Genomic DNA, 22,124 nt, shown 5'->3' with positions numbered 1-22,124 from the left:
CTATTTTTTTATCAAAACAATTGGTTCATCATAAGCTGCTTTTAACGATTGAATCGCTTTATTCCAAGCTGCTATGTTTTCTTTCTTAACTTCTGAATTGGGAATTTGGATTTGTACAGAGTAGAGGACTTTTGCTCCTTCCAATTTATAGTCCAAATCAAATTGAAAATCTTCGTTTTCAACCACAAACGACTCGGGCACACTTTCTAGCTCATATCCTTCTGGCAGTTGGAATTCGATTCGGACATGGTCATTGTGTTTATGAGACATCCAAAGAGGAAATTGGCGATCTTCACCTAAGTCATAATGCTCAAAAATACGATATGGATCTAAATATAGGTAAACCTCATTATCAAAGGTACTAACTTTATTTTTAATTATAATATCTCCTCCCAAGATCAATTCATCCATTGAACGATCCATAGAGGGCACTTTCATATTTTCGATGGTAATAAACTTATCAAACAAAGCTAAATAACGTTTTAAAGATTCCTCTTTTTCATCTGTTCTTGTTTGATTGTACAAATACATTATCCTAGACATTGCCTCTCCTTTTTCACTTATTTGTACCGACCCAACCAAAGCATTATCAGCATTCATACTAAGTTTTAATTGATAATCCCTAGTATTTCTATGGTGCTCCTGTGTTGGGATTTTGCTTCTTATAAACGAAGTACCATCTTCAATTAAAACCTCTTGGTTTTGGATTCGTTCAGCATACGCCCCTAAAAGAGTGTATTTTTCTGTCCCGTCCAAATAGATAAAATCATCCCCTTGTTTTACAGCACAAATCATATGATTATCAGAAGCAAGACAGGGCGTAGAATAATTGGTCGCCACAGACTTTGTTCCCAACCAAACCAATCGAGCATCGAAGCCTGCTAATTTGAGCATTTCCTTCATCAAATTTGCCATTCCCTTACAATCCCCATATCGGTTAAAGAACACCGTTTGGCAGTTTTCGGGTTGGTACCCTGCAATTCCATCTTCAAAAGCAATGTAACGAATGTTGTCTTGTACCCAATAAAATATGTTCTTAATTTTTTCTTCATCCGAACCAGCAGAAGCCGTTAATTCCTCGACAATTTCCTTCAACTCTTCTGGCTTATTTTCTACCTCTGCCACCAACTTTGCATACCAAGCATACAAAGCATCGAGCGAATTAAAAAATTCTTCACTAATATCATTGTCTTTGTAAGTTTTGGGTAAGATCAAAACATGTGGATAAATATAACTTGCCCCTGGCAAGCTCTCTTCGTCCGAGAATCCGTCTAAATTCTCAATAGAATATTCAATTTCTAAATTGTTGCCTTTCTCGTTTTCCGTTTTATGCACCGTATAACCATCAAAATTAACGGGCACCAAATCAACATCAAAAGCCTTGGGAATTGTAAATTTTATAGTGCGTTGTAAGGCGCTTTGGGGCGAAGTTAAATATACTTTGGTCAAGTACTTAATGTCTTTGTAAGTCTTTTCGGTTTTTATAGAGCGAGTCAAGCCTTTTTGACGCAAACTATAATTGGCATATTGCATTCGAATGTCGGAGTGAAAAATATCATTAGACTGATAATAATCGTCATTTACAAAGGCACTCGTCTCAAACTTATCTACGGTAGAATAATCATCATAATGAACTACATAGCTAAACTTTTGATTGCCTTTTAAGCTTAAAAACTCTTCTGATCGCTCTTCGACAACAACTAGACTCTTTGTCTTCTTCTCTTTCTTGAATTTAAAATGAATCACCGATTCTGTTAAAATAAGACCTTCTTCTGGGAAAATAGTCGCTGCTTTTTCCATTAAGGCCGAAGATTCTTGAGCGATTATTGAGAGTGGTAAGCATAAGTAGAGGAAAAAATAAATCCTCCATTTCAAATTTTGCATTTTCATGATTTAGTAGTTCTGTTTTGAGTAAAAATAATGAAAACTTTCCATTTTCATCAAATTATATGGTTTATCCAACAAATAAATATTTTTTTTGTTCCAATCGAATGGTTTTATTTCTCGATAAAACCAAGTCGTCGTTTTCGTTTTTTTTTAAAAAACTGTGTAATTTTCAAAAACACCTAACTACAAACCAACTATACATTACAAAAATAAAATTTAATAAAAAACAGGTCATTCAGTGAACTTTTTACTTCTCTTTGTTGTTATAGGAGTCATAGAAGCTAATTTTTAAAATAGCTTTTCCTAAATCTATAGTATAAAAAAGCAATTCATTTGACCTAAATGAATTGCTTTTTTAGTTTTAATAAATATGTCCATGCCCAACACAAAAAAACTCTCTGATTTTTTCTCAACCAACTACCCATTAAACCGAGAGGGCATAGAAGAAACGATTGCAGCTTTCGAACTTAGAACGATTCCTAAACATAAAATTTTGCTGCAAGAAGGAACGCAAGAACAAACATTACGATTCCTTAACAAAGGTACCATTCGAGAGTTTTATATTGGCAAACACAAAGAAACAAACATCAACTTTTTTACTCGCCCTCAATTCATCACTGATTTCTCTTCTTTCATACATGGCAGTACAACTAAAAGGAATCAAGAAAGTTTGAGTGAATTAGAAGTTTTAGTTTTGGGCAAAGAAACTTTTACGAACTTACTAAGAAAACACAACTGTGGACGCTCTTTTATTGAAGCAGCTTTTTTGAAAATCTTGCAACATCAAGAATTGCTAGAATATAACCGTATTACCAAACCACCAGAGGAACTTTATGAAAATCTACAGCAACAACGCTCCGATTGGCTGCAAAAAATTCCTCAGTACCATATTGCGTCCTATTTAGGTGTTACACCAGAAACATTGAGTCGAATTAGAAAACGAATTTCTTGATCTGAATCAATGAACTAAACGTAGAATTTGAGTCTATTTGTGATGAGCATTACTTATTTAACAACATAGTAGCACCACAGCTAACTATTGTTAATGGTTCATTTATTATTTAACAGACTCATAATTATGAAAATTCATCACATTAGAAACGCAACAATGATTATTGAAGTGAACAATCACTTCATTTTAGTAGATCCTATGCTTGGACCTCAAGCAACCATGCCTCCTTTTACATTATTCCGTTTTAAAGCTAAACGAAATCCTATTGCCCCTTTTCCTGAACAAAGTCGTTCCTTACTAGAAAAAGTAACCCATTGCATTATTACGCATCGACATCCTGACCATCTTGATACTGCTGGTATTAAGTTTCTAATTACACAAAATATCCCTGTTGTTTGTAGTTATAAAGATGCGCCTATTCTCAAAAATAAGGGGCTAACTATTTCTCAATCTATCCATTACTGGAAGGAAGTTAATTTTTTGAATGGAACCTTAGAAGGCATTCCTGCAAAGCATGGCTATGGTTTTGTTGCCAAACCAATGGGAAATGTTATGGGATTTTATTTAAAACTTCCTCAATATCCCTCTATTTATTTGAGCTCTGATACTATTTACACCAAACATGTTCACAAAGTTCTGATGGAATACAAACCTGACATTAGTGTTATCCCTGGAGGCGCCGCACAGCTTGACTTCTTTCAACCTTTGCTCATGACATTAGATGATATCCTTAAATTTGTGCAAAATGCTCCTGGAAAAGTTATCATCAATCATCTAGAAGCAATCAATCATTGTCCAACTACTCGAAAAGAACTAAGAGAAATAATGACCAACAAACAACTTATGCCAAAAGTTTTCATCCCTGACGATGGGCAATCCATTATTTTCCAAGCCTAAAACACCTTTAAAATAATACAAATCAACATACTAAATATTATAAAAATAAAATTTAATAAAAAATAGGCTTTCTCGTGAACCTTTTACCTTGTTTTGTTGTTTATAGAGACATACAACTTATTTTTTAGAAGAATTTTTTCTTTATTAAATCAAGAGAGCCGTTTATTTTGAGAAATTTCAAATGAACGGCTCTTTTCGTCTTTATAGATTCTTCTTTTGAGGAGTATATTCTCTATTCCTCTTTTGAGTAACGCTTCTTTTTCTTTTCTTTTTCTTTCCCAGCTACCACTATAACAATTTCACCTTTGGCTTTTAATTCATTGGATGCAACTTTAGCTTGCAACTCTGCCAGAGAGCCTCTAGTATATTCTTCATATAATTTAGAAATTTCTCGGCAAACTACTGCTTGGCGATCAGCACCACAATGCTCTGCCAATTGATTCAAGCATTTTTCCAAACGGTGCGGTGATTCGTACAAGGCAAATGTAGTTGGTAATTCTGCCAAGTACAGCAATCGCGTTTGGCGTCCTTTTTTGTGTGGCAAAAAGCCTTCAAAATAAAAACGATTGCAAGGCAGACCAGAAGCAACTAAAGCAGGAATAATAGCCGTAGCACCTGGCAAACACTCTATTTTGATAGTAGCATCTGCACAAGCTTTGATAAGGCTATAACCAGGGTCTGAAATACCAGGCGTGCCTGCGTCTGAAATTAAAGCAACTTGCATACCTCCTTGTATATCTTCTACAATCTTAGCCGCCTCTTGATTTTCGTTGTGTGCATGGTGCGAACGAAGTGGCGTGCTAATTTCATAATGCTGCATTAATTTTTTAGAAGTTCTAGTATCTTCTGCAAAAATTAGATCTACCTCTTTTAGCACTCTTAATGCCCGTAGAGTAATATCTTCTAAATTGCCAACTGGTGTGGGTACTATATATAACATTTATTTTTGTTTCAGGTCTTAACTAAACTGCAATTTAGCCAATTGAGTGTACACGCCATTATCTTTTGCAACAAGTTCTTCATGGTTGCCTTGTTCAACTACTTTGCCCTGTTCCAAAACATAGATACAATCTACATCACGAACCGTCGCTAATCGATGTGCAATAATAATAGATGTTCTACCTTCCATCAACTTGTTTAAAGCATCCTGCACAACTCGCTCTGACTCTGCATCTAAAGCCGAAGTCGCCTCATCCAACAATAAGATAGAAGGATTTTTGAGAATTGCACGAGCAATAGCTACCCGTTGGCGCTGTCCTCCAGAAAGTTGGACTCCTCTCTCTCCTACAATTGTATCCAAACCCTCTGGAAATGAATCGATGAATTGCCAAGCATTGGCTTGTTCTGCTGCAGCTATAATTTCTGCCTCTGTGGCATTTTGTTTTCCATAAGCAATATTCTCTCGAATACTCCCTCCAAATAAAATGACATCTTGGGGAACAATCGCAATATTTTGCCTCAATTGAGATAAGTTATAATCCGTAATTAGCTTGTCATCAATGGTAATATTACCTCCTTTTAAATCATAAAACCGCAACAATAGCTTTACTATCGTTGACTTTCCACCACCAGAGGCTCCTACCAAAGCTATCTTTTGCCCAGACCAGATTTGCAGGTTAACATCATTTAGAATGGTTAAATCAGGACGAGAAGGATAATTAAATTTGACGTGATTAAACGCTATATTTCCTTGTATTTTTAAGTCAGGTAGCGTTTCGTCCAAATTTATTTCCGAATTGCTTTCCAAAATTTCCATAATACGCTCTGAAGCACCTACCGCTCGTAAGACCTGAGTATAAAAGTCTCCTAAACTTGCAACAGCTGCTCCTATAATAGCCGTCAAGGTGATAAAGGTAACCAATTCGCCAGACTTCATTGTTCCAGCTTCTACCATAGTGGCTCCCCACCACAAGACAAAAAACATCGCACCAAATAAAGCCGTTATAATAAAAACAATAAACAAACCTCGGATGCGAGCAAAGCTAAGTGAAATGGAGACAACATCGTCTACTGATTTCCCATAACGTTTGCGCTCGAACCACTCGTTGGTAAACGATTTGACAACAGAGATAGCCTGTAACGTTTCTTCTAAAATAGTACTTGTTTCAGCTAATTTATCTTGGCGTTTTCTTGATAATTTTCGAATATAACGACCAAATACCATGGCAATAATAATAACAACAGGAAATGTAGATATCATCACCAACAATAATTGCGGTGCCATCCATGCCAAATAAACAAACCCTACTACTAGTATTATAATTTGACGAATCAACTCTGCCAATGTAATTGATAAGACATCTTGTAATTGTTGAACATCTGCGGTACTACGACTTGTCAATTCTCCTACTCTATTTTGGTCAAAAAAAGTCGTGGGTTGTGTAATTAACTTGTTGTACAAAGCCTTGCGTATATCGGCCATTCCTCTTTCGCTTACATTCGCAAAAAGCAGTACTCTAAAATAAGACGTTAATGCTTGTAATACTAAAATAGAGGCTAAAACCAAGCCTACATCTTTGAGCGTAAAGCCCCATTTTGACTCGCCTTTAGCAATATCTATCAATTCTCCTGCTGCCGCAGGAAAAACCATAAATACACCACTACCAATTACTAAGAAAAAAAGCCCTCCGATAAAGGACAAACGATAGGGTGCCAAATAAGCCAACAACTTCTTCGCTTTTGCCCACCCATCTTTACTAATTTTGGGACGCTCTTCTGAACCGCTTCTCCGTCTAGCCATGTGCTATGATATAATTAAGAAGGTATAAAAAAGTCACATATTTGTGATTTTAATTTTATCTAAGTAGTCAGAAAAAATAATAACAAAAAATGGGATGCTTTTCTGCTAATCAAAGAAGAAAAACAAGGCTGTTTTAGCTGCGCTGCGACTGCGTGGTACTTGTTATTTTTTTTTGAACGATTACTTATACAGTACCTCGTAGATTTTTTATTCTAACTATTGGTAAAAACAAAAAATTTATGAAGTATTGCTTCAAACAATTAAGGTCAATCGACCCAATCATTTTGAGGTGCAAAGATAAAATCAATCTCTCTTTATTCTGTCAGACTTAGGTCAAATCTTATAAGCTGACATAGAAAAAAGGTTCGCCCCTAATTGCGACGAACCTCATATCTTTTATTTTGTAACGCAACTGCGTACTAATTAGTTAGTAGGCTGTTGTGGTAGTGTTTGTCCTCCAGGAACTGATGCAGGAGCTGTTGGTGCAGTAGGAGCTGTTGTAGTTGTTGTGTTAATTTCTTCCCCTACAGGACCACTAGCGCCGTCTCCTTTAAAAAATACACCTGTCACCAAGCATAAAGCCAATAAAGATGAAGCTAAACCCCATGTAATTTTTTCTAGCATATCGCCAGAATTTGCAGCTCCCATAACTTGATTTGCCGCTTGGCTTCCTCCAAATGCAGAGCTCAATCCTCCACCTTTAGGGTTCTGTACCAAAATTACAAGAATCAATAATACAGAAATGAATGCGATAAGTATGGTTAGTAATAAAACCATGATAGTAGATTATTTTCTTAAATTAATGAATAATTAGACCACGAGACACAATGCAAACATCAATGTCGCCATTCCCAAAGTGATTTTTTCGAGCATTTTATCAGATCGAGCAACACCTATTAATTGGTCGGCATTAAATGTAGCGCTCAATGCGCCTGTCTTTGGATTTTGTATTAAAATAACAAAAACTAGTACAGCAGCTATCAAAGCTATTGCAATTAACAAAAATAAACTCATGTTTGCATTTTTTTAGTTAAAAAAGGAGTTATGTTTCTTTTTTATCCAAATACTATACAATTTAAGCTAGTTCTGCTATTTTGTCTGCAAATAAACGACTTTTTTCAGGAAATTTCAAACTTAATGTCTTATACATTTTAATTGCCTTAGATTTTTGCCCTTGTAGTGCCAATAAGTCAGCCAAAGTTTCAGAAGCAACTTCTTCATTTTCAGTAGTACTATCATCTTCCCAAGCCTCTGTAGAGTTTTCAATATCACTCTCCTTTTTATCGCCAATACTCTTGAGAAAGCCATCCGTTTGAGTTAAAAACAAATCAAAGATATCTACAGACTCTGCATTTTTTTCATACATCTGCTCCAAGTTCTGGAATTCTAACTCTTGCTCGCTCTTATCGACTTCCACTTTGGGGAACGTATCTTCTAAAGTTTCCTCTTTAGCATTTGGAACAAAAGAAACGTCTTTGGTCTTTTTACGTGTTTTCTTTTTAGAAGTTTTAGCCTTTCGTGTTGTAGGTTGAGTAGAATTTTCTTTCGGTTCAGCTTCTTCTTCTAGAAAATCAAAAACCCCTTTTTCAAACACTGGAATTCTAGACAACTTAAAGCCTTTTTTTAGAGCTGGATTTTTATCATCTATTCTTGGAGGTTCAAACTCTTGCAGCCATTCTTCTATTGGCATATTGCTCAAACTACGGTTTTCTTCTTCTTCATTTTCGTCCGAAACAGTGTATCCAACCGACAGATCCTCAGCCGTTAATGGAGTTTGAAATGCTAAAAATGGAGGGTTTTCAGAGACTTTATGCTGGTAAATAGGGGGTGGATCAGCCAATTCAGTCGTTAGTGGAGTTTTTTTTTCCGCTTCAGAATCATCTGAAGGTTTCATATCTATCACCTTTGTTTTCTCATTAGCTACTGTTGGCGTATTTAAAAAATCATACAACTTGCTACGATCAGCAGCATACATAGAAGCCAAAGCTAGGTGTCGTTCAAACGCAATATGTTTGTCTGTTTTATATTTTTTGAGCAAGAGCATACGGATACCGTTGCAGTATGGAAACTGCAAAAGCAATTGATCCAATGCTTCATAACTCATTGTATTGAGTTCATTAGGATTTTTTAATAAACTAGTGAATTCAGATCTTGTCATAAAATGATAAATGCATTCATTCTTCAAAATTCATATCCTCGTGATAATCAAATCAAAAAATGCACTTTATTTTCAATAATTTGCAAAAGTTACTTAAACAATAAGATAACAAAAATACATTTTTTTTTCGAATAATCATTATTATAGACAGGATAATCTACAAATTCATTCTATCCGACTTGTTAATATGCAACTATTCAAAGGACTTTTTTGCTCATCAAAAATATTAATAACAAAAATCACCCTACCTTGCTTGTATACATATAGCTATTTTACCCTCTTATCAGCTGCAAATTCTTTTATTCCTTACCAACTCTCTATCTTTGTAATGAACTTTTCTTAAAAAGTAGTTTTTTAGTTTCTAAGACTTCGTGTATTTTTTCATTTCTTTTACAAAAGAACAAAAAATGCATTTTATTCATAATCAAATCAGTGTGGTTTAACTGCACTACTACTGCGTGTTTTCTCCAAAAAGTCTACGTACTAATCTTTATTCACTATTACCCATAAAAAACCAATGACCAATCATCTAGATAATTTAGGAGCACTTACATTTAAAATTTCTAAATCGTATATCCAATCCATTCTTGTAGCGTTTCTAGCAGCAATTGGATTTATTTCTTATGTAATTTGGAGCAATGAAACGCCAATGTTATCCTTAGGAATAGTGGGACTATATGCCTTATTCACAATTGTTTTTGGTCTCTACTTTTCTTATATCTTGTCCTATCGTGTTATTGTTGACACTAAGAAGATAACCATTAGAAGTCTATTTACAAGCAATTCTACTTCCTTAGAAGTATTGAACCATTATTCTTATTTAAAAGGAATACTTTACCTTAACACCACAGACGGCAGTAGGATTACTATCTCTTCTTATTTGGAACATATGGATTTATTCCTTAATTGGCTCGATCATTACGTCCCAAGCCCAGAAAAAGAAAAAGAGTTACAACGTCTAAAAACAGCTAGGATAGAGTTTGAACAAAATGAGTTGTATGGAAAAAGTGCTTCTGAGAGGGAAGCTAACTTAAAAAAAGCAAACAAGGTCGTTCTAATTCTACATGGTGTCACTATCATCAATGTACTACTATTTTTTTATTGTATTTTTTCTTCAAAAAGCAGTTTATATCCTTTTCTAGTCAATCTATCAACCCCTATCATTTGTCTGTCTGTTTTGTACTATTTCAAAGGGCTTGTTACTATTGGTTTGGATTATAATAAAATAAATGTACAACCAAATCTTATACTACCTTTAAGTTTTTCTAGTATTCTAGTTGCACTGTATCCTTCTCTATTGAACATTCATTTTGTCAATTACAATCAACTTTTATCGTATAATTTACTTTTATCAATCGCATTTACCTTGTTATTCATACTTGCTTCTAGAGAATTTCAGCTTAAAAAAGTAAAGGATTTATTGCTTCCAATTTGTATTTTACTAACTGGCTCCCTAGTTTATAATTATGGGACTATTTCCTTTTTTAATGTCTACAAAGACACCTCAGAGACCAAAGCATTTAAAGTTGCAGTATTAAATAAAAACGTAGAAAAGGAAAAAAATCATTCCATCCAAGTTAGCTCGTGGTATCACCAAGCAACCAATAACAACATTCCTGTTCCAAAATATCTTTATGAATCGGTACAAGTAAACGATTCGGTCCTTATTGTAGTAAGCTCTGGCAACCTAGGTCTAGAATATTACTGGATAGAAAACTTAAATAGGTAATTCAACCAAGTGCTAACCAAACAAAGCTCGTATCGTATCTTCAAAAAAATACATTCCCATACTCAATCCAATTGTTGGAATCAAAATACCAATGATATTGCCAATCATATATTGTCGTTGGTTGATATTGGTCAAAGCCAAAGTGTAGCCTACAAAAGGCGAAAATTGAACTAAAATTCTTAATACAATTAACGTTCTAATAGGTCGAATTTCTACTTCTGCTAGTAATTTTTTGACCGTAGGATTCTTAATTTCTGTCAAAGCTTTGCCTCCCATGGTACGCCCTAAGACAAAAGTAGCCCAAGCTCCTAATAAAGCCCCAACATAAGCAAAAAACGCTCCTTGCCAGTATCCAAATAACATAATGGCCAATAACAAAAAGGCCGTCCCTGGGATATTCATAATAGCAGAAGTTACAAAAATGGCTATAAATATTAATATCCCCCAAAAGCCCGTTTGCTCTACCATATACTGCATACTCTCAAGACTCAGCCAAGCACCTAATGCTGTGTACTTGACTAATAAGATGGATGTAATAATAAATAAAACCAAAGCACCTAAACGAAGAAAAGTATTCTTTTTAGTTTTTTTCTCTTGCTCCATAGAATATAATTAATGATAAATCGTCTGCTAATTAACTTGCTATATTCGTCGTCTCTAGCTTTTGTGCCAATAACACTTTGTTACCTGTGACGCTATTGATTGCAAATACGATGCTATTGATAAACGCACTAATGTGTCAACTAATTACTGATTTAATCCAAACCAAAACGACTTCTTGAAAAAAAGCGCTTCTAAAAAAAACGGTTCCTAAAATAATAAACGCAAAAGGGAATATCATTGCTATAGCATTGCCTATAAAAAACTGTCTAGATTTTATATTGGTTAATGCCATTGCATAATTGACAACAGGAGACAGTAGCATAAACACTCTCAACCAACAAATCGTTTGTATAGGATGTGTATCTACTCTCGAAAGCACTTTTTGAATTCTTTTATTTTTAATCTCCGTCAAGGCTTTCCCTCCTACAAATCGTGCAAACAAAAAATTAATCATTGCACATAGATTTGCAGCACCAAAAGACAACAAAATCCCCCAAAAGTAACCGTAGGTTAAGATAGCAAATACCAAAAAAACGGCTCCTGGTACGCTCATCAAAGTTCCTACCAAAAACACTAAAAAATAAATAACAAGTCCCCAATTTCCTGCCGCCCGAATGAGTTCTTGCAATTTTGCGACACTAAAGTAGGCTCCCAAAGGAGTATATTTTGCCAAAGCTAATAAACCTAACATAACCGTGGCTAATAATGCAATTCGTAAAACGAGTTCTTTTTTCTTAGCCATTCGGCTCAATACTTTTTGGGATTTTTGGAATAAATTGAAGTTTCAAAGTAAAATTATTTATATTAATTTGTTAATCAACTGTTTTTAGATTTTAAGTACCGTCAGCTAATTCTATCAAAAAATTGATTATTTATCAAAACTAACCACCCATTGTCTATTTTCTCGTATCAAGGTCAAGCCATTGCAATTATCTATATCTGTTGAAGACATACAAATAGTACAAGTAGCTAAAGTGTCGTTTTGAACCAAACAGTCTCGGACGATTAAATCATCTAAAAATGTATTGATTTCAACAGCTCTATTTCCAGAACTAGAAGAAAATAAGATATCAATTCCATCTTCTAAACTCTCACTTGCCAAGGCACGAACGGTTGCTTTATCTTCCGCTTGTATTGCCTCAAGTAACTGCTCTACTGTTTTCTGGGGACTCATCCCTTGCGTATTTTCCCACACATCGTACCCTACATAAATAGCCACCAAAAGTAGTAAGCTAGGCTGAATTAGTCCTCCTATTATAATCAATATAATAGCACCTATTGCTACAGATGTTGAAATCATAATTTTGATTTATAAGAGAAAATAATACCTTTCATTATTCAATTAAAAGAAAAGATAAAACTGCTTATTTTGCTCTCTAATGAGAAAAAAATAGCGCTTTAAATTACTAAAAAAATAGAAAAAAAGCAATTTCAAAAACTACATTTAAAACTTCTTATTAGCCTCCCTTTTTTTGTACGATACATTTTTAATGTCATAATTTGAAAAATTGGCTAGCATATTGCTACTAAAAAGCGTATATTTGCAATAGAATAACGTACAATGCGTTCATTTAGAATAAGATTTTGATTTTCTAGTGTTAAACATTAGAATTTTTTTGCAAAAAACCACTTATAAACGTCTCCAATACAAACCATTTATTTAACCTCAAAAGTTTGTATTAAAACAACAGATATGAATAAGATTATTACCTTAGATGAATTCATCATCCAACGTCAAAAAGATTTTCCATTTGCAACTGGTGAACTATCGGGTTTACTTCGAGATATTGGACTAGCGTCTAAGATAATCAGTAGAGAAGTTAACAAAGCAGGTTTAGCTGACATTGCAGGACATGCCGACACAGCTGCTAATGCTTCTGGTGAGCAGGTTCAAAAACTAGATGTTTTGGCAGATAATTTATTGATTTCTTGCCTTCAAAATAGTGGCGAATGTTGTGGCATTGCTTCGGAAGAAAACAACACCTATGTCCCTATCGAATCTAGTATTAATGCCAAATATGTCGTTTTATTCGACCCTTTGGATGGTTCTAGTAATATTGATGTGAATGTATCTATTGGTACAATCTTCGCCATCTATCGCCGTATTTCGGATGATGGTGTTTGTCAATTGAGCGACTTTCTACAAGATGGTGTAGAGCAAGTGGCATCAGGCTATGTCTTGTACGGTTCTTCGACTATGTTGGTCTACACTACGGGCAAAGGAGTAAATGGGTTTACCTTAGATCCTTCGATAGGAGAATTCTGCTTATCGCACCCCGATATGAAAATTCCACAAAAAGGCAACATATACGCTGTCAACCAAGGAGCTTATCACAGGTTTGATGCCTCGGTACAACAGTTTATTGATGAGTGCATGGATGATTGTTGTACGTTTAGATATGTTGGTTCAATGGTTGCTGATGTTCATCGCACCTTGATCAAAGGGGGGATTTTTATGTACCCTGCCACCACAACAGCTCCTAAAGGAAAACTACGCTTGTTGTACGAGTGTAACCCTTTATCTTTTATCATCGAGCAAGCAGGTGGATGCTCTACGAACGGTACTCAACGTATTCTGGAACTTGAAGCAACCGAACTGCACCAAAGAACACCTATTTTCATGGGTTCTCCTAATATGGTCAATCGTGTAGAAGAGATTATTACAAGCCAAAGCCAAGTAATGGCTTGAAAGAATAAACATAATAAATAGGGACAATTGTATAGTTTGAAAGTTTGAGAATACATATTATTTATATTTTCAAACTTTCAAACACAATTTTTGATTTCTATTTTTGAGGATAATGCTTTAATGTAAATTCTAAAGCATTGTTATAGCAAATTTTGTCTACGACTAATTCTGGCGTAAATGCATCGTTAAAATGTGCCACACATTCTAATGGATTTTCTTTGGCAGCTTCTTCTTTTATCTTAGCCAATAAATCTGCTTTAAACTGGTTCAACTCTATAGCCGTTTTATAGGTACTAATAGGATCAATATAACCATCGAAGTCTGTTCCTATTGCCAACATATCCCAAGCTTTTTGCTTCTCTGCTGCCAACAAACTAGTATCGTTATAAATAACCCGAAGTACTGCTTTGATGTTATTCCACATGGCATCGATATTATTGATTTGCTCCTCCCTCTCCTCTCGTTTTTTAGATGAAACACCTAACATTCGCTTATCAAAAGAAAGCCCAAACAAACCGCCTGTTGCATGAATCATATAAATATCTTCATCACACAAATTGATTCCCCACGCATAAAAAGGTCCTTCATCAGTTTTGACTCGAAAAGTATCGTCTTCATCCTCCTGTACATCAATAATTTCTTGCAATGTTTTTCGAGCGGCATAAGAACAATGACTAGCAATTAATGGAATGGTATCCCCTTTTTCCATACAAGGGCGAATTAAATATTCATAATATTCTTTTCGTCCTTTAGGGCTCATGTGCTTCAAATCAATTAATATTCGATACCCCTCTTCAGGTGCAGGGTTATTATCAGCATCAACAGACAATAATTTCCGAATAACTTTCCAGCCCAAATCCGTAAAACCTTCTCCCATTAAGCTATCCTGATTCAAAACATAAGCCGCTACTTCTGGCAAGCTATGGGCATGACCACACAAGCCATTGTTAAAATGATGCGAATAGGTAATAAAAAACAACGGATGTTCCCATTCTCTTTTAATAAAATCAACTCGATCCAAAACCGTTTGTTCAGACTCCGTTTCAGCACCAAAAACATGCGCTCCTTCGATGGATAACGCCATCATAATAACTTCATCTTTCTCTTTTGCGATTTCGGCTGCCTCCAATCGGTTTTTAGGAATTGCATACGTTCCTTCAGCATCATAATACGCTGGATATTTTGTTCTCCGTCGTTCGCTATTTTCAAAAGCTTTACGAGCAACACCCAAAGTATAAATTTCGTTTTTTGTTTTAACACCTGATTTGCTACAGATATAAGCATATTCTTCTTGCAGAAATTCCCAATAATCGTACTCCTTTGATGTTACATATCGAATCATAGCAGTAGGAATTCGCATCGTTAGATGTTGCATTAAGGTTCGCAAAGGTGCTTTGTGGTGTGTTGCGACCCTTGCAATACGGCGAAGCATTTGATGTTTCCCTCCCGTTGGTTTGGTGGGGGTCTTAAAAAAACCTTTTTCGATAGGATACAAAGCATTCCAAACTAAACGAGCCCCACCATTCCAAAGCGTCACCAAATCGGATTGGCTATATCCAGCCGCTCGGTCAACATTTTTTAGACGAGACATATTGGTTGCAACAACTGTCCAGGGGTGATACATTCCTTTTTTTTCGTACTTGCTACGTTTCTGGTGCAAGCATAGATAGGAGCGCATGTGCGCATGACAATGCAAATCTGCAAACATATTTTTTTTTGGTTAATGGTCGACATTGCTTAGCGAATGTCTGTTAGTGAGTTATTAAACGTAAGTAGGACGGAATCAACACCTTGGGTAACATTTAAAGACTTCGAGCAACTTGCCGCTAAGTCAACAATACATAAGTATCTTAAAATAGGCATTAACTCAAACAAGTTCTGAATTTTTGACCGTTTACACAAGTAGTCGTCTGCTATTTTTTAGTTTTTTTAATAAAAAGCTATTTTTTATTAATACAAAATACTAATAATCAAATACTTAAAATTAACCTTATTAAATTTTATGAATGAGAACATTCAAACAAATATTAGTTTACATCTTGTACTTTAAAGCTAAATTTAGTTTGCATCATATAACTAAACAATACAGCAATAACAGTCGTTAGAATTTTGGATGGTGTTGGGTAAAAACCAATTAAGTCTACCAAAATTTTCATCGAAAGGTAACTGATTAATAATGTAATCATCCCTGCAATGAAGTACCTAACAAATTGTGTCCTCATCGGTAAATTCGATTCAGGAAAAACAATAAAACGATTTAGCAGAAAGCCAATACAGAAAGTGATGGGAAAAACAAAAAATAAGGAAGCGATATGAGCACTTAATACAATAAAGTACAAATCTAAATTTTGTTTGTTTAGTACAAAATGAAAAACTACAAAATACAAAATCGTATCTAGTACTAAGTTTCCTCCACCACAAACAGCATATCGATAGGTTTTAAGCGGAATAAATGGTTTAAAAATAAAATAACCAAGGTCAATAATTCGGAGTAAAAAAGAAGTCATGATTTTTGGGGGAATATTATGAATTAATACTTCATGGATTACTTTTAGTCCTGATGGCTCACTGCTCTTATGAGGACACTATCGCCTCCTTAGTTTGCCACAAGCTCACACAACTAAATTGATACGATTTCCCCAAGAAGTATCAATAAATACACACACTAAAGAAAATAATTTTTAGGCTGCTAAGTTATTAATTAACTACTCTAATTCATCAAAATAATCTAAAAATTACCAACAATCCTATTGCAAGCGACCTTGTTGGGTTCTTTCATACCAAGACTTTAAAGGTTGGGCTAATTTCTCTCGCACAAAGAAATGATTTCCTTTAAACACAAGCAATTCAGTTTCATCTAGTTGCTTTAAAAATTTTTGGGCATGTGTTGCAGGTGTAATTCGATCCTTTTTTCCATAAAAAAAATAGGTCTTAACTTGGTATTGATTGAGTAATTTTAAATGTGCCATACTAGCCTTCATAGGGAAATAATACATCGCCATCCACGTCTTTAGCATTCTTGCTCGCCGTCTAGGTAAATCCAATTGTTGTTTGAACACCAAGTAAGTCGCTCGGTTCATTAATTTCAAGCGGTGCGTCACTTCAAAAAATCTCAAAATTCCCTCCGAGGTTTCAAAATGGTTTCTAGCTCGCTTTCTAAACCACATAGGGCACCAAAGACGGCTTGCTGTGAATGTGTATTGAAAACCTGCGGGAGCAAAAAAATAGATTTCCTCTATTTGCTTTGCCAATAAAGGCAAAATCCCCCAAATGATTCTTCCCCCCATGCTATGACAAGCCATAGTGCAAGATTCTACTTTAAATTGCTGCAATAACAACAAAACGATGTGGGCAATATCCTCGGGTTTATAAATATCTTCCTTCCAACTTGTTTTCTGACCATGAAAAGGAAGATCAATAGCCAAGGTAGTATAGTCGTTTGACCACACCTTAAGAGCAATATCCTTGAACAAATCTCCATTATCTGCAAACCCATGCAATGCAATTAATACTTTATCACCATCTCCATATTGGTGATAATAAACTTGGTGTTCTTTGTATTCTAAGAAAGGCACTTTGCTTGTTTTTTTAGGGAAATTTACTTGTATTGCTCTTTTACTTGGTCTATAATAAATCGCCCTAGCTCATTGATATAATCCAATTGCTCTACAGTAGAAAAGAAGCTATCGTAATCTTTTTCTATTCTTTTATGATAATGACTATCCTTTACCTCCCATTCTAACACATAACTAAGTCGATTAAAATGAATGGATACTTCCAGTTCAAACCCTAAGTTTTGTTCAATCACAAACTCTTGCCAAGAATAATATAAAGTACTGTCCAAGCTATCCAATAACTGCAAACTAATTTCAGGAAATTCGACACTAGCAAATAAGTTATCAAATTCTTTCGCCATCTTTATTAATCCTTTAAAAAAAGGTTCCAAGCTATTTTCATACACTTTTTCTAGTGCTTGGCGGCTAATTTTTGTAGGCATTTTTTTAGACTTGTTTTAGTATTATATACTCCCTTGATGTACTTTCCGAATCCATAAAAGGACATTCTTACTTTACTTTCCACAACCGCAACAAAACGGTTTCGATTGCCAGAAAAATTAGGGCTAAAATCAAACACCATTTCCACAAAGCTGTTCCTTTGCTTTGGGTAGCTATAATTTCAGTAAAATCTGTTACATTAGTCCCCTCTATAATCGCCACTTGATCTCCTACTAAACCGCCTAATTCATCTTGGTTATAAAATGATAAAAAGGATTCTTTTCGATCATAATTAAACCCAAACTTATCTAAGACCTCTCCCTCCTTTAGGAATAAATCATAGAAACCAGCCGAACGAATTTGATTGTTCATTCCTAAAGACACACGACTACCCATAGGACGCTGTTCGGGAATAAATTCGCCCTGCTTGCCCTTCATTTTATATACTAGTTCTGAAGAAGAAGCACGGTTATCCGTTTCCAAAACTTCATCCTTGCCGATTATATAGGCTACTTTATCTTCGCTAGTAGCCGATAAAGCCATTTTATACAACATTGGGACAAAAATTTCTCCATTTTTGACAAAATCAGAATAGTCCAAGCCAAGAGGAGCAGCACAGAGAAACAGATGTCCTTTGCCTTTTCGGTATTTCCCCACAAACGTACCACCATCTCTATATCTCAAGATTACCTCCTCTCCTGTAGATGCCTTTTTGGTAATTTTAAAATTCGCTTGTGTTATTGGCAATTTTAAGTTACTGCGTCGTTCTTCAAAGACATCATTAAAAATAAATTCCTCAAAATTAATAAATGAAACCTTTCGCTCACGAGTATCTAAAGTACCATAACTGTTGGCATTGAACTGCCTTGTTAAATTATTATAATCGTTTAGATTAGCTTCGTGGTGCGGAAAAACAACAACATTTCCTCCATTTGTCACATAGTTTTTTAATTCGCTAATCAATCCTGAAGGAATCGTTAATAACTCATCTAAGATCACCAAATCATAATTGGGGAAATCCGAATAATTCAGTTGACCTGCATTTTGAGCAGTTGCTTTAAAATACTCGTTATCTTTAAATGTAGCCGATACAAAACGGTTGGGCGAGCCTCCATGAATTTGTAAAATATCAACTTGCTCATCGACATTAAAGGTAAAATAATAATCGTTGTCAAACTCTATTGGAAAATCTGTGATATTCAATTTAGCTTCATACCACCCTGTACGCAAAACGGGAATATCAATGGTATCATAAACAGAAGTTTGAGCGGGAATTGTTAAGGTTCCGATAGGACGAGTTTGATTGTCTATAAACAAGCTCATACGTACATTTGGAATTTCTTTATCGCTCAAATTTCGAACTTTTACAACCAGTGGATTGGGCTGATTTAAGCTTTGGACAGGCGATTGAAACCAAGCTGTATCAATCGCTACATTTTGGTTTTGAACCGATTGTAAAGGCACTAAGTTCAAATTGATTGTTGTGTCTTCATAACGCTCTAAATCCGTAATATTTTTCTGAAAATCTGAAACAATATAAATTTCCTTATTTTTATTCTTTCCTCCGTTCACTGCTTGTTTTTGACGAGCCAACACCTTCGATAAGTTGCGAACATTGTACGTAATTTCCACCTCGTTCAATCGTGTCAAAGCATCTTCTTTGCTCAACAAGCGTTGATCTCTACCTTCAAAATCTGCTGTCAAAATTTGAATTCGATCATCGACACTGTAAGCAGATACAATTTCCTCTACCCTACTTCTAGCTTTTTCTAGCAACCGCACATCTTCACTTTCTGCCGCCATACTAAATGAGTTATCAAAAAAGATACTAACATCTTTATTACCCGCTGCTGTCTGCCCTCCCTTGCTTGGGATGTAAGGCATTGCAAAAGCAAATACTAGAAAAGCAATGGTCAAAATACGAGCCGCTAAGACCAATAAATGCTTAACCTTAGAGCGAGCAGATGTTTGTTCTTTTACCTCCTTTAAAAATTTGACATTAGTAAAATAAACAGTTTTAAATCTTCTAAAATGAAAAAGATGAATAATGATTGGAATTACTATTGCCAATAAAGCCCACAAAAACCAAGGATATACAAAGCTCATTTATTTTTATATTACATTTTTTTTAATACTCCGTTGATTTTCAGTTTGATTATCAGCTCCTTAACAGAGCAGCAAAATACATCTTTTTGATAATCAAATCAATACAACTTCCCCACGAAGTAATGAATTTTCATAAAACAACTTTTGTTCTAAAATACAACAGGCAGCAAGCTATACCAACATTTTGATATGTCTTAAGAAATATTTAAGTCCACAAAATGATACCGTCCAATAAAGCCTCCTAATAATCTATACTTTTAGCGCACTAATAAAACCCCATATACTCTTGCAAAATAATACAAGCACTAATCTGGTCCACTAATTCTTTGTCTTGCCTATCTTTTTTCTTTTTAACGGTTTTTTGAATTACATCTTTAGCCATTTTGGATGTATAATTTTCATCCTGGCGCTCAATTTTGATGGTAGGATATGCCTTCGAAAACCGCTTGATAAAACCTCTTATATGCCCTTCTAGATATGTTGGAGTGCCGTCTTTATGTGTCGGCTCACCAATAACAATGCACTCTACCTCTTCTATTGCCAAATAAGATTCAAAAAAAGACATCAACTTAGCTGTTGCTATGGTATCTAAAGGACTAGCTATAATTTGCATAGGATCTGTTGTTGCCAGACCTACTCGTTTGATACCATAATCTATTGCCATAATTCTTGCCATATTTTTATTTTTTTGAACGATTATTTACATCAATTACGACTACAAACAACACGTCGATTTCACATGCTTGCAACACATAAAATCGACGAATTGTTTGTTTATAATGTTAATATTTGAAATGCACTTCGTATCGATAATCGTCTACTGATTATTCATCTTCCACCTTATTTCCATAAGATTTCTATAGCGACTTATTCTTTTTACGAAGGATTGATAATAGGATACAACAACAAAAACGCTGCTGCCCCTGCTGCAAAGCCAAAAAATGCCAACCAAGCAATTTTCTTCAAATACCACATAAAATCAATTTTCTCCATTCCCATTGCTGCTACACCTGCCGCAGAACCAATAATCAACATAGATCCTCCCGTACCAGCTGAGTACGCCAAGAAATGCCATAATTTAGCATCCATAGGCTCAATATACATTCCCATTGCTGCTGCTACCAAAGGTACATTATCAATCAAAGCTGAACCTAAACCTAAAACAGCAATTACTATATCTCTACTTGGAATCGTATTGTCCATAGACACTGCCAAATCTTTTAGAGTTCCCATTGACTCTAATGCTGCAACAGCCATCAAAATTCCTAGAAAAAACAAGATACTTGACATCTCAATTCTAGACAATGCATTGTGTGCTGAATAATGGTGCTTATCTTCAAAATCTTCGTCAGGATGTAGATATTCAGAAATCAACCATACCACTCCCAATGAAAGCATCATACCTACATATGGAGGCAAGTGCGTCACTACTTTAAAGATTGGAACAAACACCAAACCCAATAGACCTGCAACCAACATAATTCCACTTCCTTTTACTTTCTTAGTATGTTGCTCTGCTTGTCCTACAGGCGTATCAGGAATTGTAATAGCCCCTTGCATATAAGACATTCTAGACATCAAGAAAGTGGGCACAATCGCACACACAATAGAAGGTATTAATATATTAACAATCAAACCTGTTGTAGAAACTTTATCATTAATCCAGAGCATAGTTGTTGTCACATCTCCAATTGGAGACCAAGCTCCCCCTGCATTGGCAGCAATGACAGCCAAACCAACAAAATAAATACGCTCCTCTTTTACTGGCACTAATTTTCTTAGCAAAGAAACCAAAACGATTGTGCAAGCCAAGTTATCTAAAGTAGCCGAAAGAAAGAAAGCTAAAGGGGTTATCAGCCAAAGCATCGTAGATTTCTTTGTTGTTTTGATACGCTCTGTAATAGCCGAAAATCCTTTGTGCAAGTCAATCAACTCTACAATCGTCATAGCACCAATCAAAAAGATAAGAATTTCAGCGGTCTTACCAATATGATGTAAAAGCGTTGGTCCTAGTTCATCTTTGTAATAATCATGTGCTCCTCCTGCTCCATGAGCGGCTACGTGTCCCTCTGGAAGTGGGATATGTCCCAATGATACTAAAGCCCAACAAATTGCGGCCATTATTAATGCAGGAACCGTTTTATCTAACTTTAAAGGGTGTTCGAAAACGATTGCCAAATAACCAATGATAAACGTAATAATTACTGCTGCTAGCATTTTTTTTTATTGTTAAATGATTAGGAGTTTTATCTTGTTATAATAATCAATAGTCTGCTACTCTTTGGCTTTTGCACTACTAGCATAAACCAACTTAACAGGCTTAGTGAGCAAAAAACGTAAACGCACTTTCATTAGCTTGATAAGCAGA

Annotated in this window: 20 protein-coding genes; 4 read left to right on the top strand and 16 right to left on the bottom strand. The window is 35.2% G+C overall.

Annotated elements, in window-relative coordinates:
• Window positions 1-1,800 (bottom strand): transglutaminase-like domain-containing protein, encoded by a 1,800-nt coding sequence (locus tag QP953_RS13540; RefSeq protein WP_309555436.1) that lies wholly within the window; start codon window positions 1,798-1,800, stop codon window positions 1-3.
• Window positions 1,801-2,263: 463 nt separating this feature from the next.
• Here QP953_RS13540 and QP953_RS13535 point away from each other — a divergent pair, with 463 nt between their 5' ends.
• Both QP953_RS13535 and QP953_RS13530 read left to right on the top strand, forming a co-directional pair.
• Entirely contained in the window at window positions 2,264-2,839 is a 576-nt protein-coding gene (locus tag QP953_RS13535) for a Crp/Fnr family transcriptional regulator (RefSeq protein ID WP_309555434.1), read from the top strand.
• Between the two features lie 126 nt (window positions 2,840-2,965).
• On the top strand, window positions 2,966-3,736 hold the full coding sequence (locus QP953_RS13530; protein ID WP_309555433.1) for an MBL fold metallo-hydrolase: 771 nt from the start codon (window positions 2,966-2,968) through the stop codon (window positions 3,734-3,736).
• A gap of 232 nt (window positions 3,737-3,968) precedes the next feature.
• Here the strand turns inward: QP953_RS13530 and rsmI are convergent, their stop codons facing one another.
• The 5 genes from rsmI to QP953_RS13505 all read right to left on the bottom strand — a co-directional run bounded on the left by rsmI (window position 3,969) and on the right by QP953_RS13505 (window position 8,634).
• Entirely contained in the window at window positions 3,969-4,676 is a 708-nt protein-coding gene (gene rsmI / locus QP953_RS13525) for a 16S rRNA (cytidine(1402)-2'-O)-methyltransferase (RefSeq protein WP_052598351.1), read from the bottom strand.
• An 18-nt stretch (window positions 4,677-4,694) separates the two neighbouring features.
• Window positions 4,695-6,476 carry an ABC transporter transmembrane domain-containing protein gene (locus QP953_RS13520; RefSeq protein WP_309555431.1) on the bottom strand — a complete coding sequence of 594 codons (1,782 nt, stop codon included), beginning with the start codon at window positions 6,474-6,476 and terminating at the stop codon, window positions 4,695-4,697.
• A 423-nt stretch (window positions 6,477-6,899) separates the two neighbouring features.
• Window positions 6,900-7,253, bottom strand: coding sequence for a preprotein translocase subunit SecG (secG, locus tag QP953_RS13515; protein WP_063833144.1), 354 nt, complete (start codon window positions 7,251-7,253; stop codon window positions 6,900-6,902).
• A 33-nt stretch (window positions 7,254-7,286) separates the two neighbouring features.
• Window positions 7,287-7,490 (bottom strand): preprotein translocase subunit SecG, encoded by a 204-nt coding sequence (gene secG / locus QP953_RS13510; protein ID WP_052598349.1) that lies wholly within the window; start codon window positions 7,488-7,490, stop codon window positions 7,287-7,289.
• Between the two features lie 61 nt (window positions 7,491-7,551).
• Entirely contained in the window at window positions 7,552-8,634 is a 1,083-nt protein-coding gene (locus QP953_RS13505) for a hypothetical protein (protein WP_156039828.1), read from the bottom strand.
• Between the two features lie 517 nt (window positions 8,635-9,151).
• Here QP953_RS13505 and QP953_RS13500 point away from each other — a divergent pair.
• On the top strand, window positions 9,152-10,363 hold the full coding sequence (locus QP953_RS13500) for a hypothetical protein (protein WP_309555429.1): 1,212 nt from the start codon (window positions 9,152-9,154) through the stop codon (window positions 10,361-10,363).
• A 12-nt stretch (window positions 10,364-10,375) separates the two neighbouring features.
• Here QP953_RS13500 and QP953_RS13495 read toward each other — a convergent pair whose 3' ends face one another.
• From QP953_RS13495 to QP953_RS13485, 3 genes are all read right to left on the bottom strand, one after another.
• Window positions 10,376-10,966, bottom strand: a complete 591-nt coding sequence (locus QP953_RS13495) for a TVP38/TMEM64 family protein (protein ID WP_052598346.1) — start codon at window positions 10,964-10,966, stop codon at window positions 10,376-10,378.
• Between the two features lie 136 nt (window positions 10,967-11,102).
• Window positions 11,103-11,708, bottom strand: a complete 606-nt coding sequence (locus QP953_RS13490) for a TVP38/TMEM64 family protein (RefSeq protein WP_052598345.1) — start codon at window positions 11,706-11,708, stop codon at window positions 11,103-11,105.
• A 126-nt stretch (window positions 11,709-11,834) separates the two neighbouring features.
• Window positions 11,835-12,266, bottom strand: coding sequence for a hypothetical protein (locus QP953_RS13485; RefSeq protein ID WP_052598344.1), 432 nt, complete (start codon window positions 12,264-12,266; stop codon window positions 11,835-11,837).
• Between the two features lie 393 nt (window positions 12,267-12,659).
• Here QP953_RS13485 and fbp point away from each other — a divergent pair, with 393 nt between their 5' ends.
• On the top strand, window positions 12,660-13,655 hold the full coding sequence (gene fbp / locus QP953_RS13480; protein WP_052598343.1) for a class 1 fructose-bisphosphatase: 996 nt from the start codon (window positions 12,660-12,662) through the stop codon (window positions 13,653-13,655).
• A 97-nt stretch (window positions 13,656-13,752) separates the two neighbouring features.
• Here fbp and QP953_RS13475 read toward each other — a convergent pair whose 3' ends face one another.
• From QP953_RS13475 to nhaD, 7 genes are all read right to left on the bottom strand, one after another.
• On the bottom strand, window positions 13,753-15,363 hold the full coding sequence (locus tag QP953_RS13475) for a hypothetical protein (RefSeq protein WP_309555428.1): 1,611 nt from the start codon (window positions 15,361-15,363) through the stop codon (window positions 13,753-13,755).
• A gap of 319 nt (window positions 15,364-15,682) precedes the next feature.
• Window positions 15,683-16,162 carry a GtrA family protein gene (locus tag QP953_RS13470; protein WP_052598341.1) on the bottom strand — a complete coding sequence of 160 codons (480 nt, stop codon included), beginning with the start codon at window positions 16,160-16,162 and terminating at the stop codon, window positions 15,683-15,685.
• A 240-nt stretch (window positions 16,163-16,402) separates the two neighbouring features.
• The gene (locus QP953_RS13465; protein ID WP_309555426.1) at window positions 16,403-17,230 is read right to left on the bottom strand and encodes an alpha/beta hydrolase; all 828 of its coding nucleotides are present in this window, start codon (window positions 17,228-17,230) and stop codon (window positions 16,403-16,405) included.
• A gap of 23 nt (window positions 17,231-17,253) precedes the next feature.
• The gene (locus tag QP953_RS13460) at window positions 17,254-17,652 is read right to left on the bottom strand and encodes a hypothetical protein (RefSeq protein WP_309555425.1); all 399 of its coding nucleotides are present in this window, start codon (window positions 17,650-17,652) and stop codon (window positions 17,254-17,256) included.
• A gap of 67 nt (window positions 17,653-17,719) precedes the next feature.
• Complete coding sequence (locus QP953_RS13455) at window positions 17,720-19,756, bottom strand: BatA domain-containing protein (RefSeq protein WP_309555423.1); 2,037 nt, start codon at window positions 19,754-19,756, stop codon at window positions 17,720-17,722.
• Window positions 19,757-20,021: 265 nt separating this feature from the next.
• Window positions 20,022-20,432, bottom strand: a complete 411-nt coding sequence (gene ruvX / locus QP953_RS13450; protein WP_052598337.1) for a Holliday junction resolvase RuvX — start codon at window positions 20,430-20,432, stop codon at window positions 20,022-20,024.
• Window positions 20,433-20,632: 200 nt separating this feature from the next.
• Complete coding sequence (gene nhaD / locus QP953_RS13445) at window positions 20,633-21,973, bottom strand: sodium:proton antiporter NhaD (protein WP_052598336.1); 1,341 nt, start codon at window positions 21,971-21,973, stop codon at window positions 20,633-20,635.
• Window positions 21,974-22,124: the final 151 nt, after the last annotated feature.

Source organism: Aureispira sp. CCB-E, from assembly GCF_031326345.1.
Taxonomy (GTDB): domain Bacteria; phylum Bacteroidota; class Bacteroidia; order Chitinophagales; family Saprospiraceae; genus Aureispira.
This window is presented reverse-complemented; position numbering and strand designations above follow the sequence as displayed.

What these genes read in the sequence shown, in the direction of transcription:
- QP953_RS13540 (WP_309555436.1), bottom strand. Translation starts at nt 1,800, where the DNA reads ATGGAAAAAGCAGCGACTATTTTCCCAGAAGAAGGTCTTATTTTAACA.
- QP953_RS13535 (WP_309555434.1), top strand. Translation starts at nt 2,264, where the DNA reads ATGCCCAACACAAAAAAACTCTCTGATTTTTTCTCAACCAACTACCCA.
- QP953_RS13530 (WP_309555433.1), top strand. Translation starts at nt 2,966, where the DNA reads ATGAAAATTCATCACATTAGAAACGCAACAATGATTATTGAAGTGAAC.
- rsmI (WP_052598351.1), bottom strand. Translation starts at nt 4,676, where the DNA reads ATGTTATATATAGTACCCACACCAGTTGGCAATTTAGAAGATATTACT.
- QP953_RS13520 (WP_309555431.1), bottom strand. Translation starts at nt 6,476, where the DNA reads ATGGCTAGACGGAGAAGCGGTTCAGAAGAGCGTCCCAAAATTAGTAAA.
- secG (WP_063833144.1), bottom strand. Translation starts at nt 7,253, where the DNA reads ATGGTTTTATTACTAACCATACTTATCGCATTCATTTCTGTATTATTG.
- secG (WP_052598349.1), bottom strand. Translation starts at nt 7,490, where the DNA reads ATGAGTTTATTTTTGTTAATTGCAATAGCTTTGATAGCTGCTGTACTA.
- QP953_RS13505 (WP_156039828.1), bottom strand. Translation starts at nt 8,634, where the DNA reads ATGACAAGATCTGAATTCACTAGTTTATTAAAAAATCCTAATGAACTC.
- QP953_RS13500 (WP_309555429.1), top strand. Translation starts at nt 9,152, where the DNA reads ATGACCAATCATCTAGATAATTTAGGAGCACTTACATTTAAAATTTCT.
- QP953_RS13495 (WP_052598346.1), bottom strand. Translation starts at nt 10,966, where the DNA reads ATGGAGCAAGAGAAAAAAACTAAAAAGAATACTTTTCTTCGTTTAGGT.
- QP953_RS13490 (WP_052598345.1), bottom strand. Translation starts at nt 11,708, where the DNA reads ATGGCTAAGAAAAAAGAACTCGTTTTACGAATTGCATTATTAGCCACG.
- QP953_RS13485 (WP_052598344.1), bottom strand. Translation starts at nt 12,266, where the DNA reads ATGATTTCAACATCTGTAGCAATAGGTGCTATTATATTGATTATAATA.
- fbp (WP_052598343.1), top strand. Translation starts at nt 12,660, where the DNA reads ATGAATAAGATTATTACCTTAGATGAATTCATCATCCAACGTCAAAAA.
- QP953_RS13475 (WP_309555428.1), bottom strand. Translation starts at nt 15,363, where the DNA reads ATGTTTGCAGATTTGCATTGTCATGCGCACATGCGCTCCTATCTATGC.
- QP953_RS13470 (WP_052598341.1), bottom strand. Translation starts at nt 16,162, where the DNA reads ATGACTTCTTTTTTACTCCGAATTATTGACCTTGGTTATTTTATTTTT.
- QP953_RS13460 (WP_309555425.1), bottom strand. Translation starts at nt 17,652, where the DNA reads ATGCCTACAAAAATTAGCCGCCAAGCACTAGAAAAAGTGTATGAAAAT.
- QP953_RS13455 (WP_309555423.1), bottom strand. Translation starts at nt 19,756, where the DNA reads ATGAGCTTTGTATATCCTTGGTTTTTGTGGGCTTTATTGGCAATAGTA.
- ruvX (WP_052598337.1), bottom strand. Translation starts at nt 20,432, where the DNA reads ATGGCAAGAATTATGGCAATAGATTATGGTATCAAACGAGTAGGTCTG.
- nhaD (WP_052598336.1), bottom strand. Translation starts at nt 21,973, where the DNA reads ATGCTAGCAGCAGTAATTATTACGTTTATCATTGGTTATTTGGCAATC.